Here is a 16411-nt window from a genome sequence, read left to right on the forward strand (position 1 = left end):
TTTAAAAAATGAATTTAAAGAACCGCACAAATCTGATTGCTATTATTCTGTTTATTTTCCTTTCAGGAGTCACCTATGCACAGGAAGGGTATAAAATCACTACGGGAAAGAGACTCTTAAATGCCAAAGACAGTACTGTTTTTGTATTGGAAGTTGATCGCGCATTAGAAAAGGATGTAGTGAATTCCTGGAAAAAATCTCTGGAAAAAAGAAAAGTAAAAGCAGAAATTAAGAATGATCAATTGACCGTAAAAGGGATCATTATTGAAAGTGTGGATTCTGATCCAATGGACATTTATTCAACGGTAGTTCAACAAGACCATAGTGTAAAACTATATTCCGTTTTTATTATTGATGGTGTGAGAGTAGACCCGGATGGTAAAGAAGGAGTGAGTGTGAAAGTACGCAAGCTATTGGCCAACTTTGGTGCACAGGTTTATAAAGAAGTGCTGACCAGAGAATTGAAGGAAAAGAACGTGAAATTGAAAGAACTGATTAAGATTAGAGATAAAAACCTGGAAGATCAGGATGATGCAGAAAAGTCGATTCATAAAGACTCTTTAAGAATTCAAAGTGAGGAAACGGAGATTAGTTTATTAAAAGGGCAATTAGAAGGCGCAACGGATAGATATACCTCCAAGAAGAATAGTATTGCTTCAACCAATTATGCCAATAAAGATGATGCAAAAACTGCAAAATCGGAATTAAAAGAATTGGACAAGGAAAGAAAGGATATAGAAAAAGATATCGAAAAGCGAACGGATAAAATTTTAGATCTAAAAGCAGAGATCAGAAATCTATGGTATGAAATAAAACAACTCAAAGAGGCAGAAGAAAGAAATGAGGAAAAACTAATTCAGCAAAGGGAAGTGGTAAAAGCTGCCGAAGAAGAGTTAAATAAATATGGTCAATAGTATAATTTAGGTATTACGTTAAAACGGGAGCAATTGTTCCCGTTTTTTTTATGCCTTAAATTTTGAATACAATGAATTTCTGAATCCCGATTCGTAAAGTGGAATCAGATTTTGGTACGTAATATATTGTTATGGATGCCTAACATAATGATACATCTGAATCGAGAGTGTAAATCGTGATTTGATCTATCTGTTTGTTTAATAGTTGCTTGTGGGAGGTTTGAATGCTGTTGAGTACGTATTTACCACATTGAAAAAATCGTGTAAACCACATATAAATTTCCGTATTTACCCTGATGGATGAAATCGTGAACGTGTCGTACTTTGCCATGGTCTAAGGAGTAACTTACCGATTCTTTAGCGAACTATACTAAACAACACTTTATTCAATTAGGGTGGCATAACTTACTATTATGAAGCTAACTACCACAGGTATGCTGGATGCATATTACCCGATTTTACGATTTCAAAAAATCGAAATACCATATCTAAGAAGTCAGAAACCCGACTCACTGTTTATCAGGTAATCCCCCCATCCCAAACACGTATTTTCTATTTATTAACTTAAAACATAACAATTATGAAAAAAAACAAGACAAGTTTTTTGATTTTAATCTGTGCGATGCTGTTTCAACCCGCATTGTTCGCCCAGGAGACGGTCGTGCCCGAGGGCTTTAAAGAAGATGTACGGAAAGAGTACAACCAATTGGACCATCACCGCCAACACGAACTTCCGTTTAGCGAATATTATCGCTTTAAATTGGAAGATTACAAACGTATTCAGTCCACTCCTAGAAGTGCGATGGCCGTACCAACGCCTACTTCAGTTTGTGGAAATGGAGATTTTGAATCCCCTTTATCAACAGCAGATTGGTTTGGAGAATATGGATCATTAGATGCTGCTGATTTACCTGATTTCCCCAACTTTAGTACTGGATTTCAAAGTGGACCGATTAACTCTGCTTCATCCAGACATACTATTGTTCCTGCTGGAGCAGATCCAAATGTGCCAATTAATACCACGCCATCAGGTACCGGCAATTCTTTAAGGATTGGTAACCAGGTTAATGGTAATGGTGCAGAAATGATTTCTAAAAGATTCACTGTAACTTCAGCGAATGCCTTAACTGGTTTTTGGTATGCGGTGGTTTTACAAGATCCAAATCACCCAACAGAATCTCAGCCATCTTTTTGGGTGCGTGTGATCGACCACACTGCTGGAGGTGTTGAAGTGAGCGGATTGGTGAATCTAGGAAATGGATCTGAAAAGATTTATGCAGATTTGAATGACCCATTTTTTCAAACTCAAGGAAGTATCGCGTATAGAGATTGGACTTGTGTTCAAATGAATTTAACTTCATTAATGGGACATGATATTGAAGTAAACTTTATCAATGAAGATTGTGGTTATGGTGGTCACTATGGCTACACCTATATTGATGATTTCTGCGGAAGTTGTAGTGGAAACCCAACCGGAAATTTTGATATGGATATCAAAAAAACAGATACATGTGGCCCGGGTGAAATCTGTATAACTTATGAATTGCCAGAAGCTCCGGACGGAACTACAGGTGGATTAAGTGTAGTCGTGAATATTTACCAAAATGGTGCATTTGTGGGTACATTACCTGGAATTAGCTTAATCGCTGGAACGAGTTATTGCTGGCCTGTGACATCTACATTCCTTGCGAGTTTAGACCAGTCTGCTGGAGGATTTGATTTTGTAATTCATGGAGACTTCTACCTAAATGGAGGTGTCATTGGTAGTATGGATGTCGGAACGGTCCCTCAGGGTATAGAACCTGGTTTAAACAATGACTATGAACTGGATTGTGGTGATTGTTGGTTAGATGATATTAAACCAACTGACTACACCGTAATTCCGGCAAGTATTTCCATTATCGCGGATCAATTATGGGAAGGTAAGTATTACATTCCGGATAATGTGATCGTAAATGTGGTAGGTGCTACAATTGATTTAACCAATGTGGATATCATCTTCGGAGAATGTGCTGGAATGGTATTCAGTAGAGATGCTGAGGTAAGAGTGAATAACTCTGTATTCCGTCCATGTGATATGAATACTACCTGGTTAGGATTTGCATTCAAAGATCAGGCGTATGGTGTGATCAATGAGTCTACATTCAAAAATGCACAGGTGGCATTAGATTTCCAGAATATGGATGCTGCATACGTAAGAGTAGCCAATAACTTATTCGAAAACTGTAGAGTAGGTATCGGAACCAGAAGTGTCACATTTATGGATGGAATTACAGGTAATACATTCAATGTGGACAGAAATGAAATTGATTACCGTGTAGATTGTAACTCTCCATACGGAGAACCTGTATTAGGTGGAGGGACCTATGCACAGGATCACTGGGGAATCTTATCAATGCAAACCAGATTCGTTGGAAATATTTCACAAAATGACTTCGTGAGTGTTCAGGAAGGATCAGGAACCGGAACAGGTAAAAAATTCTATGGAATTTCATTAATTGATGAAACTACAGCGACTGTTTCGGATAACAACTTTACAGATATGTACAGAAGTATTGATATCAATAAATCTTACAATGTAAATGTGGATAACAACGAAATGGAAGTGAACTCTATTGATCCAACGGCAGCTTTTGTAAGCGAACATCAAATTAGATCAAGTGCATCATCTTCTATTCATGTCACTTCAAATGAGATGTTGTATGGATATAAATTCCAACAAAATAATGTTTCATGGAATTCACATTCTGCCATTTATTTTGAGGATGTATCACGTTCGTCTATCACAAACAATACCATTACAGGTTTTGAATCAGGAATCCAAATGATTAAATCAACGAACTTAACAGTGAAGGAAAATCAGTTGGCTGATATGGGATATTGTGGTATTCATGTAGCGTACGGATCTTCAATTGATGTGATGTGTAATACCATCAACATGGAAGATGATTACAGAACAACAGCATTGGGTATTTACTATTTAGTGGCTGAAAGAGAAGATCAAAGAGTGAGATTCAGTGGTAACTGTGTGTTTGAAGCAAGTACAGCGATTCTGGTAGAAGGATCACCAGGTTCATGTGCGGCATTACCGTTGATCACGAATAACTTCTTATACAACTACACTGAGTTTGGTGTTGATGGAAGATATGCACAAGGAAACATTGGCGCTGCTGGTAGTGCTGCAAGTGGAGGTAGAAATACTTTTGCAAGTAACAATACCGGTTTAGGTGCAATTGATATCCGTGCTATCAGTTGTCCAATCAATACGGATGGAAACTTCGGTGTATTGGCAACAAGTGGTCCGGTAACCGTTGGTAGAAACCAATACTATTCTACAGCTTCTTGTGGAACTCAGGTTACTGAAGATTATGACAAGTTGAAAGAAAATTACAATGAAACTTGTGATCCTAAATTCTCTCCGGAAGGAAATGTAATTGAAAGCATTGCAGGTAGTAATACTTTAATTGAAGGTTATCCTGAAGCATTATCTCAGGTAGGAGATATTAATACTGAAGTTTCAAACTGGTTTGCTGCATTAAGTGCAAATACTTCAACAAAAGAAATGGATGCATTGTATCAAACATTGATGAATGGGTCTTATGACTTAGATGAGTCATTAGTTTCATACTACTACTATTTCCACAAAGGAGACTACACTAAGGCAACTGGTGAGTTAAGTGGAATCCAATTGGATTTACACGCTGACTGGTACACTCTAGAGAATATCAAACTTGGTTTGGCACAAGAATCTAGAATGTTAAATGCTGCTGATGTAGAAATCATTAAAACTTTAGAAACATTAGTTGACGATCGTCAGGTATATTATGAGGCAAATCAAATGTTACAAACAGCTGTTGCTGGACATGATTTCCCATTTGTGGCGATTCCAAAAGTTAAGGTGATTGAAAGTACAAACGTGAAAACTTTAGATCAGAATAGAGTGGTCGTATATCCAAACCCAACTAATCTGGAGTTAAATGTAAATTACTTCTTTAGCACGGATGGACCATCTAGTATCAAAGTGATTGATTTATTAGGTAAAGTACTGAAAAGTCAAAACATCGATAATCAATCTGGATACATCAGCTTTGATGTGTCTGATTTGGAAGAAGGTGTGTACATCGTAGAAATCGTAGATTACTCTGGTGCCAGAGAAACAATCAGATTTGTAAAAATGTAAATCCAATATTCTCCATAGTGAATATAAGAAGGGTCGTCTTTTTAGGCGGCCCTTTTTTTATGCGTAAGTAATTTGCCATAAAATGAAAAACACGTAAAAACACCCATGTCAAATAGTTAGCTGCGATTTAATTTCGGAAACCTAAAGCAAAACACTTAGAATCAATTATTATCAATCAAAAAAAATCAAAAATGGTAACGAAGTTTAAAAAGTCAATATGGAATATTTCCATTGTGGTGACTGCAATGTCACTGGTCACGTTTTTATGGCATTCTTGCGCTCCTGCAGAAAAAGGAAAAAGTACGGAAGTGAAATCAGCAACAGTGAGTGTGGTTCCAGATAATTCTCTGAATTCTTGCCCGATTACACCTTCAGAATTTAACTCCTGGTTTGCGAGTGGAACGGTAACTGAAAATGGTGCGGTGAATGCGGCCAACAGTAAGGATTTCCCATCGCAAAATACAAACTGCGATTTTTATCGTTGGTCAGAACAAATGTTCTTATGGATTGTTTCACCTGCCCCGGGGTATGCTGGAGTATTTGACTCTCCGGTATTTTATGATGTATCTCCTGAAAATGCCAATCAAGAGCGTTATTTAATCCCGCATCAAAAAGGGGTATTGAGAAACTTTAGCCCGAAAGTAATTCAGAACGGACCTCAGGGACTTCCTGTATTAATTCATCCAAAAACAGGAAAGTTGATGGAAATTGATACCCCTAAAAAATCTGATGCAGGAATGCATCTGGTATCTAATGCAATGGGAGAAAATATGGAAGCAGCTAAATTGGAGTTGGTGGATAATAAACTGGTGTATTACAATGCGAATGGGCAGGTGATTGAAAATGTAAAGCCAATGTTTACAGAAGGGTTAAGTACTGGTGATTTGGTGCAAAAAGTTTCTGTTGGAGGAAAAAGCATTTATGTAGATGCGAACGGTGATTATGTGGATGAAGCTGAGCAAGGTCAAGCCGGAGGAGGTGATGTTTTAATGTCTCAAAACGGCTCTTTGGTATATTATACCATATTGGTGAATGATGTCTATGCGGTCTTTAAATCGATGTACCCGGATGCTAAAAGATTCCCTGAAACTGAAGCCGAGTTAGATGCGATTGTTGCACAGGCGGCTCAGATGGGAATTACCATTGATGATAAAGATGCATTGGCTGTAGAATTAAAGATGTCCTGGGTATTGGCAGATAGTTTACCGAATGATTCGGATTATGTGACAACTATGGCGGAAATTCCAACCTATACCCCAAATAGTACCAATACCAAATGGATTAAAAATGGAACGACAACAGCAAAGCTGGCTTTGGTGGGAATTCATGTGGTAGGAAATGTGGCCGGACATCCTGAAATGTTATGGTCAACATTCGAACATGTAAACAATTCGCCTTTGGCGACTTATAGCTATCTGGATACAGAAAGTAATAAAGTAACGGTAAATTCAAGTACAGCAGGGGTTTGGAACTTTAGCACGAATGGAGCATCCAGCCCGTTTAATACGCCTCATATGGCTATGGATACAGTGATTGGAGATACGATTATTGCAAAGGGCGGATTTACTATTACTCCAAGTAATACTTTAAGAGATCAACCCTGGGGTGTGGTTGAAGGAACAGTTCCAAATCAGAATGTAACTAGTGCGGCAGAATCCAATTCAGAAATTATTTCAATTAATCATAATGTGATGACGATGTTGATTGGAAATGATGTGAGAAAGAATTACATCCAAATTGGAAATACATGGACTATGAATGGGGCATATCCAACAGGAGAATATCCAAGTGGAGGGAATGAAATAGGAACCAGTAGATTGGCAAATTCTACAATGGAAACCTATCATCAGGATTTAAACTGTTTTGCGTGTCACAGCAATTATCCGTCAGATTCTAATGACGCGTATGGATATGTTGGACTGAGCCATATTTTTGGAGATATTGTACCAATGGATACAACAACTGTAAAGTAAGCGATAATAAAACCGTGTAAAGCCAAATACGCATGCGTATTTGGCTTTTTTGGGGTATAAACCACAATTATAAAATACGTATTTACCCTGATACCCAAACCAAAAAGAATCATTTATTTTCGGCCTGACTTATAGAGTGCTTCAGGTGTCACAATCTTTGAAGTCTCGTTAATCTACAAAAGAAGAAGGCCCTCCCTGTCCGATTTCTTTCAATCCTCCCTGTAGTTTTTGAGAAGATGCAAATCTTCAATTAGGAATGTAACCAACAAAAACTAAATACCATGGCGTGTAATATTGCTATTAATGACGTTATCGGAGTCGATAACGAATTGGAAGTCGGAGAAATAATTGTTTCCGGAACTGCCGAAGACTGTGCATCCATAAGAGTCGAAATCAATATCGGAGATGTGATTTTTGTAGGAATTGCAGATGTGAATGAGGGCATTTGGACTGTGAATATCCAGGTGGAAGATGTAAAATGCGATGCCTCTTATTCCATAGAAGCAAAATGTGTAGATGGAAATGAACATTGTTCGGAAAATATCTCGGGTCGATTAAGATGTAGTGGACCGGAATGCCCTATTCTCGAAGGCGAACCGATTTTTGAAGAAGAACCCTGTAATGAAAATGGAGGACGTAATTTAAATGTTGCGTTTACGATCAATGCACCTCAAATTGTGATGGCAGCAATAGATTTTGGAAATGGTCTTGTAGATAATCGACCGTTGATTCCGGGATTAAACCCTTTTAGTTTTCGGCCACCGTTACATGATATTTCATATCCTCCTGGAGCACATCAGATTGAAATTAGATTCGAAGGTGAATGTGAACCTTTAAATATTCCTTTTGTGATTAATGCATGTGAAACACCGAATGATTGTTTGCGACTGGTAGAGTTGGAGATAATCTCTATCGGAGATTGCAACGAGGATGGACAAAGGGATGTAGAATTGAGAATGGTGGTAAACTCTCCTGTGGCGCAAAGAATTACAGTCAATTTTGGAGCGGATGTTTCTGTGGAAGAAGTCGTGTTACCAGGCGAAAATGTATTGACCTGGGAAGCACCTGTGATTTTAAGGTTTGATCCGGGAATGATTGAAGGAATCATTACTTCAGAAAATTGTCCTGATGTCCCGTTTAGATTTGAAATACCAGGATGCGGAGAGATTCCATGTCCAATTGTTTGGGGAGATGCGCAATTGTTTCCAATTGAATGTGAGGGAAATAGAAGTGCGGTTCGAGGTTCAGTGGTATACGACAATAGAAGCAATGAAGTTGTACGCGCGTCTATTGATTACGGGAATAATCAAAACGTAGATGATGTGGATTTAGCCGCGGGTGATAATCATGTATTAAACTTTGAAGTGACATATGATGCACGTGAAGAACCATATCAGATCGTCATTCGTACCGAAGATAAATGCCCGGATAAGGTGATAGATATCGGGGTGATAGAAGATTGCAGATCATGTCCGGAAATTGGAGATGTGAGTTATGAATTTGAAGATTGTGTTCAGCAAGATGGACGAAGAATGCGCGAAGTGATTGTGATGTTTGCATATGATGCAACCCACCCATGTCAAATTACCATTGACTTTGGAGTGCATGGTAGTTTTGATTTTGGACTAATGGGGGAACAAAATTCCGTGTTCAGAGAAGTTATTCACTTACCGGTAAATGAAGAATTAAGAGGACGAATCATTTTCACATGTGATGATTTGGAATGTGCAAATGTGCCTTTAACCATCAAAACAGTAGCGGATTGTGAAGGTGCAGTTTGTGGGAGTTTCGAAGAGATTGGAGTGAATATTGGCGAATGCCATGATGGTATAGCCAATGTGACGGTTGAGGTAGGCGTGAGTCTGGCGGTAGATACGCGGGTAAATATTGATTATGATGATGGAGAAACCGTGGTGAGAGAAATGGAAGCGGGAGAGTACCAGATTGTTTTAAATCATTCATACCCAGAAGGCGCAAGCCCGGAAATAGAGATTTCTCAGGATTTTCCGGCAGATTGTGAGCCTACAACTATTTCTGTCGGTGAAATTATTTGTAATCCAAATGACGATGATGATCACGATGATGATCACGATGATGATGACAATGGAGGTGGAAATGATGGAGGAGAAGGAGCTGGGTGTATGACTGCAAGATGGTTAATTGCTATAGGTTCAGCGGTAGTAATGCTAGCGGGGTTATTAATGATATGTGTACCAGCAGCTACTGCCGCGTTAATTTGGGTAGTTGGAATAGCGGCAGGTGCAGCAGCGCTGGCAATTGCAGCAAGATGGGTTGCAGATCGATTGGGATACGCATGTCCAAACCCTTGTGGAATGAACTTATTGATTACCTGGCAGGTGATGTTCGGAGCGGGAGTAGGTGCCTTATACTTTACTAGTTGTTGTCCTTGGATTTTTTGGGTTGGATTGGGAATGGTTCTGGCTTCGTTAGCATTGGCATGGAGATGGGCGCAAAATTGCAACATAGGATTATGTGGATTTTTAGCAGAAATTACAGTTGTATTGGGTGGTGTCGTGATTCCGGTTATAAGTTATATTGAAGACATACCAGTACTAAATGGTTGTGTCAATGTGGTCATTGCCAGAATTATAATTGCAATTTCTGCCGGATTAGGTATCTGGTTAGGAGGTTGTGTAATTAGAGGGTTAAATGAAGAATAAAAAACAAACTCGGAATCAAATCGGAATTTAATTCCGAGTTTTATATTTACAAGAAATAAAAGAATATGGAAATCATAGCAAAACTCAAGGAAACCGAAGCGGAACAAGTGAAAGAGGTTTTTGTACAATTACTATCTGATTATTTGCATCCGGCATATGGTTCGATGTCTAAGCGAGATTTCGATATTCTTTTATTTATCAAACTTCAAAAACTTGGGGTATTTGAAAAGAATCCGGAGATTTATGATTTGGTGTCGCAATTAAAAGTAACAAGATCCAAAGCACGAAATCTATTGTATGAATCAAAATTGAGACAAACCAGTGTGCCGGAATTGGATGAAGAACTAAAGAGGGTATTACAAAATCCGATTTTCCTAAAAGACCAGGACAAAATTGGAATCGAAATAGACAACCCTTACCTCATTGATCATTTACGTTCCAAACTCAAAAGACTAAATCATATTACGGATGGATCGTTTTCCAGAGAGTTGGTCAAACTCACTACGGATGCTTTTGTGGATTTGTTTGAATCCTATATGCCGAATGAAAGTAAATCTCAGATTAAAGAATTGTTTGTTCAGGTAGGTGCGGAACCGGATACCAGTTTTAAAGGCGTTCTAAAAGGAGCTTTAAAAAAGATTGGCCAGAAAATTGCTTCCGATGCCGGAGGTAAAATTGCTGAGGCTGCAGGAAGTTATTTGGAACCCATTATTAATGGAACTATCGATGTGGTTAAAGATAAAATAGCAGTCCTATATCATTCAGATGAATAATGAAAACAACAATTACATTTCTGTTTTTCTTATGGAGCTTTTTCTTAGGAAATGAAGTATTTGCAGATTGTGCTTCTGAATTCATGTTAGCATTGCCCAATAAAGGAAAACTACATGTTGGAGAGATCATTATTCTGGAGGGTTGTGGAGAAGGTCAGAAGGTAATTAGAGGGTTAGGAACTGAACATCCCGTTTTTTTAGAATCATCAGAACATCTGGTGAAATTGGAAGTTAAAGATATAAATCTGGGAATGTATGAAATGTCTCAGGCGATATTGGTACCGACTGAGCATCTTGAAGTTGGAAAAGTGTATCACCTGAGAATAGATCACTTAACAGACCGACAAGAGAAACTATTAATCCAGAGAAACGTGGATACATTTGAAAATGAACCTATTTCATGGTTTATTGAAGAAGATGTGGATTCGGAAGAAATTCCCATTTGGAAATCGAAACCGGTATTTATTGAAAGTAATTTTCATCCTACGGGGTGTGGACCTACAATGAGCTCAAGTTTTAGGCTGCATCTTGAACCCAGACGTAATTTCTACGTCAAAGTAGAGTTGAAAAATCTATCTGATGGAACAGTAAATTCTTATTATATACCTGTAACAGAAACGCAATTTATAAGTATCGGTCACGGAATGTGTTATGGGCCGTTTTCGTATAAACCCAAAATAGAATATCAGATTAGATTTAATCCGCTAAGCATTTATGGTCACTCCGATGAATCATCGTGGTCAGAATGGATTTCGTTGGAAAATCCATGGGAATTAGCAAAGAAAGAGGAAAGCCAGTTTGGAAATTAATTCGACCTTACCTTGCTATTTAAATCCTTAAAAAGTTTGGTGATCAGTGGGTGTTCAATTTCTACATTTAACAGCTCCTGAAATTCTTCCAATTCCTCATTGTTAAGTAGGAAATTAAAATTATCATCCGAAATAGGAATGACAATCTTGCGGTCAAATGGAGAATGGCGGTTACGATCTTCCCATTTTTTACCCTCCACTTTCCGCATATATCTTGCAAACGTTTTAAAGTCTTTTTTAGAGAAATTAAAGTTGAGATTCTTAAACTCAATGTGGATCAACTTACAACCCGAACAGTAATACATCAGGCCGTTGGTAGAGCGATTAATAATTCTGTGTGCCATTAAAAATTATTTAGAATGATTCTAAATAACAAACCTAATGTATTTTTTCATGCTGCAATTCATCTCAGGCTAAATTTATTCAGATTTACAATTTTTTGACATTTGGGGTTTAAATCATAGGAAATACATGAACGGCAAAATTCAAGAACGAAAAACTCTAGCTTTGAAGATTCAATCATTTAAAAACATATAAAGCCTGTTATCATGAGCGTTTTAAAAATCAATAATCTTTCGAAGACCTATCCCAATGGTGTAAAAGCCTTAGACAATGTAACTATTGAAATTGAAAATGGCATGTTTGGACTGCTGGGACCAAATGGAGCTGGTAAATCTTCATTGATGCGTACATTGGCTACTTTGCAGGAAGCAGATTCAGGAAGTGCTTTTTTAGATGATTTGGACATTTTTAGTGAACCTACCGAATTGAGAAAAGTTCTGGGATATTTACCACAAGAGTTTGGTGTGTACCCTAGAATTACAGCCGAACAACTTTTAGATCATATGTGCATTCTAAAAGGAATTACGCAAAACTCTCAGCGTAAGGAACTGGTAAAATATCTATTGGATAAAGTGAACCTTTACGATAAGCGTAACAAAAGTGTAAAGGGATTTTCCGGAGGTATGAAGCAACGAGTGGGAATTGCGCAGGCTTTGATTGGAAACCCAAAATTGATCATTGTAGATGAGCCTACCGCAGGTTTAGATCCGGGGGAACGCAATAGATTTTACAATCTTTTAGCGGATGTAGGTAAAGAGGTGATTGTGATTCTGTCTACGCATATTGTAGATGATGTACGTGAATTATGCACCAATATGGCGATCATGAATACAGGGAGTATCGTATATCAGGGATCTCCGCAAACTGCCATTGATGATCTGAATGGAAAGGTATATCAGAAAGCGGTTTCAAGAGAAGAACTCAAAGAATATGCAAACAATTATTCGATTATTTCGAATAAAATGGTGGCTGGGTTACCATTGATTCATGTGTATAGTGAATCTGATCCGGGAAATGGTTTTGAACCGGTATTACCAAATCTGGAAGATGTATTCTTTTCTAAGATCAATACCGCACACGCAATCGTATAACCTCTAAATCAAATCAAAATGTTTAAAGTTTTCTTTTTAAATGAGCTGAGGTATACCTTAAAACAACCTATGGTTTACATCTTCACCCTGATGATAGGACTATTGGTTTTCGGTGCCACATCCAGCGATAGTATTGTGATTGGAGGTGCTGTGGGAAATGTACTTAAAAATGCCCCACACATTATCACAACCTTTACCCTGATCATGAGTTTGTTTGGTTTGTTGATGGGTGCAGCGTTTTTCAATAATGCGGCCTTAAGAGATTATAACAATCACTTCAATGAAATTCTATTTAGTACTCCGTTGAGCAAATTCGGTTACTTCTTTGGCAGATTTGCAGGAGCTCTGATCATTTCAACATTGCCTTTGATGGGTGTATTTATCGGTACAATTGTAGGCTCCAATATTGCACCATTGGTGGGGTGGGAAGACCCGGAAAGATATGGGATAATCCAAATGCAGACTTTTATCAATAACTATTTCTTGTTCATCCTGCCGAACATGTTTTTTGCAGGAGCCATTATCTATTCTTTGGCAGTAAGTTTTAGAAGTACGGTGATCTCTTTTGTGGGAGCCATGATCATTCTAATCACGTATCTGATTTCAGGGTCTTTGATTACGGATATTGACAATGAGACGATTGCAGCATTAACAGATATGTTTGGATCAAGAACATATGCGTTAACTACCAAATATTACACGCCAATTGAGAAAAATACACTGAACCCGTCTTTTTCAGGGTTGATCATGATCAATAGAGTTTTCTGGATTTCTGTTGGAGCCGTAGTATTGTTTGTGAGTTATTTAAGATTTTCATTTCTAGAGCGCAATAAGAAAGTCAAAAAGGAAAAAGAAGTAAAAACATCAACGTCTACCACATTTACCTTACCGAAGTTAACACCAACTTTTAATGGTTCAACAGAGTGGGCACAGTTTAAAAGTTTCTTTAAAATGAATGTCTTAAGTATTGCCAAGAGCATTACGTTTAAGATTCTATTTGTTTTTAGTGCGATTTTATTGTTTACCGGCTTATACGGTGGATTCGAATATTTTGGATTGCAATCTTATCCGGTCACTTACGATATCATTGATCAGATCGATAACTCCACTTTGTTATTTATCATGATCATCCTGGTATTCTTTAGTGGAGAATTGATCTGGCGTGATCGGGACAATAAGATCAATGAGGTCATTGATGCCTCTCCGCATACTTCATTTGTATCCCTGGCGGCTAAATCCCTGTCATTGGTGACGATTACTTCATTACTCAGCTGGTTCTTCATAGTCTGTGGAATAGTTTACCAACTCGTGAATGGATATACTCGAATTGAATTGGACGTATACTTCATAGATTTTGTCATGACCAAGTTGAATATTTATATCATCTGGGCAGGTTTGATGATTATGATTCAGGTACTGGTCAATAACAAATACATTGGATATTTCGTATCCGTACTCGTGATATTTGTTTGGGACCTGATATTACTGATGATGGATGTAGAAACGAATATGTTGTCTATCGGTGGGGCACCATCATTGACATATTCTGATATGAACGGATTTGGTTCCGGAGTATATGGCGCTATTTGGTTCAATACCTATTGGGTTTTAATTGGAGTTATTGCAGTTTTAATTGCCGGAGCGTTATGGAACAGAGGCGTAGCCAATTCTTTGGCCATTCGTTTTCAAATAGCTAAAAAACAGTTGCCTTCAAAGTATAGACTTGCAACTTTAGGAGTTTTGGGTATCTGGCTATTGGTAACAGGTTTTGTGTATTACAATACGCAGGTGTTAAATGAATATGTGACATCTGATGAGGTGGAAGTAGCACGTGCAGATTACGAAAAGAAATACAAGAAGTATGAAAGTATTACACTCCCAAAGATTACGGATATCAAATATTTCATTGACATTTTTCCAGAAGAACGCAATGTGAATGTACGTGCGCTGATGACCTTAAAAAATGAGTCGAATGAACCTATAGACACCATTCCATACAATTTAAGTGGAGATTGGAAATCGGAAATCAATATTCCGGGTGCAGAGTTAATCTTTGATGATGAAGATCTGGATTTCCAGATGTATCGTTTACAAAAAGATTTGGCTCCCGGAGAAAGCATTGAGGTGGAAATTAAAACTAAATATGAAACCAAAGGATTCCAAAACCGTAGGGGAACGACCAGTGTATGCGCAAACGGAACGTTCTTTAATAACAAGTCGGTTTTACCTTCATTGGGATACAATGCAGGACAGGAATTGAGTGATAAGAATACGCGTAAGAAATATGATTTGCTTCCAAAGAAACGTATGCCTGAATTGGAAGTACATTGTTCAGAAGCCTGTATGGCCAATTATCTTACAGATGGTGTTTCTGATTACATCATGGCGGAAACAGTGATTTCAACTTCTGAAGGTCAAACGGCTGTTGCTCCGGGATCATTAATCAAGCAGTGGAACGAAAATGGGCGTAACTACTACCATTACAAAGTAGATCATATTTCACAGGATTTCTATTCATTTATTTCTGCGGAGTATCAAGTGAAAACCAGAGAGTGGAATGGAGTAGATATCGAAGTGTATTATGATGAAAAACACGAAGTGAATGTAGATATGATGTTGGATGCAGTAGAGCGTTCATTGGCATATTATACAAAGCATTTCGGACCATATTATCACGAACAATGTCGCATTATTGAGTTTCCAAGATACGCCACGTTTGCTCAGGCATTTCCAGGGACCATGCCGTATTCCGAAGCCTTTGGATTCGTAGTGAACTTAGAGGATGAAAATGAAAACAATGTGATTGATGCCGTGATCGCTCATGAGATGGCACACCAGTGGTGGGCACATCAGGTAGTTGGAGCTAATATGCAGGGTGGAACATTAATGAGTGAGAGTTTTGCAGAATATTCTTCATTAATGACGATGAAGAGCATTACGGATAACCCTATGAAAATGCGTAATTTCTTAAAGTATGATCATGATCGATACTTAAGAGGTCGGGGACGAGAATTACAAAAAGAATTGCCTTTATATAAAATGGAAAACCAAATGTATTTGCATTACGGAAAAGGAAGTGTGATCCTTTATGCATTGCAAGACTATATTGGAGAGGATAAGGTGAATTTAGCAATGAAACAGTTCCTGGAAGAATTCAGATACAAAGAACCACCATATCCCACTTCTTTGGACTTCTTAAAATATCTGGAACCGCAGGTACCGGATTCACTTCAGTATTTGGTAGACGATTGGTTTAAAGAAATCACGTTGTATGACAATCGTTTAAAAGAGGCGACTTACAAAGAACTGGACAATGGTCAATATGAAATCACCATGGAAATTGAAACTGTAAAGATCAAAGCAGATTCCATGGGGGAAGAAACTAAAGTACCGATGAATGACTGGATTGATATTGGTGTATTTGCAGATGATGACGAAGAAGAATTGATGTACCAAAAACGGGTCAAATTCAATCAACCGGAAATGACCTTTACGTTTGTGGTGGATTCTTTACCGGCCAAAGCAGCGATTGACCCAAGACATATTTTGATCGATAGAGTCTATAAAGACAACATAAAAACATTAACGGGAGAGTAGGATAAAAGCATCCCACAAAACACTCGTTTTGTGGGATGTGTTTTAATATTT

General features: G+C 38.0%; 9 protein-coding genes. 8 read left to right on the forward strand and 1 reads right to left on the reverse strand.

Going from position 1 to position 16411, the window contains the following annotated elements:
* The first annotated feature begins 8 nt into the window (after window positions 1-8).
* The 6 genes from KFE94_14045 (at window position 9) to KFE94_14070 (ending at window position 11330) form a co-directional block, all read left to right on the forward strand.
* Window positions 9-914, forward strand: a complete 906-nt coding sequence (locus KFE94_14045) for a hypothetical protein (protein ID UTW65765.1) — start codon at window positions 9-11, stop codon at window positions 912-914.
* Between the two features lie 580 nt (window positions 915-1494).
* Entirely contained in the window at window positions 1495-5094 is a 3600-nt protein-coding gene (locus KFE94_14050) for a right-handed parallel beta-helix repeat-containing protein (protein UTW65766.1), read from the forward strand.
* A gap of 191 nt (window positions 5095-5285) precedes the next feature.
* Window positions 5286-7067: a hypothetical protein gene (locus KFE94_14055; protein ID UTW65767.1), complete on the forward strand. Its 1782-nt coding sequence runs from the start codon at window positions 5286-5288 to the stop codon at window positions 7065-7067.
* A gap of 281 nt (window positions 7068-7348) precedes the next feature.
* The gene (locus tag KFE94_14060; GenBank protein ID UTW65768.1) at window positions 7349-9748 is read left to right on the forward strand and encodes a hypothetical protein; all 2400 of its coding nucleotides are present in this window, start codon (window positions 7349-7351) and stop codon (window positions 9746-9748) included.
* 65 nt (window positions 9749-9813) lie between these two features.
* Entirely contained in the window at window positions 9814-10521 is a 708-nt protein-coding gene (locus tag KFE94_14065; protein ID UTW65769.1) for a hypothetical protein, read from the forward strand.
* A complete protein-coding gene (locus KFE94_14070; protein UTW65770.1) occupies window positions 10521-11330 on the forward strand; it encodes a hypothetical protein in 810 nt (269 codons plus the stop codon). Before KFE94_14065 ends, KFE94_14070 begins: the two co-directional genes overlap by 1 nt.
* Here the strand turns inward: KFE94_14070 and KFE94_14075 are convergent.
* Window positions 11327-11674 (reverse strand): hypothetical protein, encoded by a 348-nt coding sequence (locus tag KFE94_14075; protein ID UTW65771.1) that lies wholly within the window; start codon window positions 11672-11674, stop codon window positions 11327-11329. The genes KFE94_14070 and KFE94_14075 overlap by 4 nt on opposite strands.
* Before the next feature lie 204 nt (window positions 11675-11878).
* Here KFE94_14075 and KFE94_14080 point away from each other — a divergent pair, with 204 nt between their 5' ends.
* Together KFE94_14080 and KFE94_14085 are read left to right on the forward strand one after the other, a co-directional pair.
* Window positions 11879-12763 carry an ABC transporter ATP-binding protein gene (locus tag KFE94_14080; protein ID UTW65772.1) on the forward strand — a complete coding sequence of 295 codons (885 nt, stop codon included), beginning with the start codon at window positions 11879-11881 and terminating at the stop codon, window positions 12761-12763.
* An 18-nt stretch (window positions 12764-12781) separates the two neighbouring features.
* On the forward strand, window positions 12782-16360 hold the full coding sequence (locus KFE94_14085) for a hypothetical protein (GenBank protein UTW65773.1): 3579 nt from the start codon (window positions 12782-12784) through the stop codon (window positions 16358-16360).
* Window positions 16361-16411: the final 51 nt, after the last annotated feature.

The organism is bacterium SCSIO 12643, from assembly GCA_024398135.1.
Classification (GTDB): Bacteria; Bacteroidota; Bacteroidia; order Flavobacteriales_G; family Salibacteraceae; genus CAJXZP01.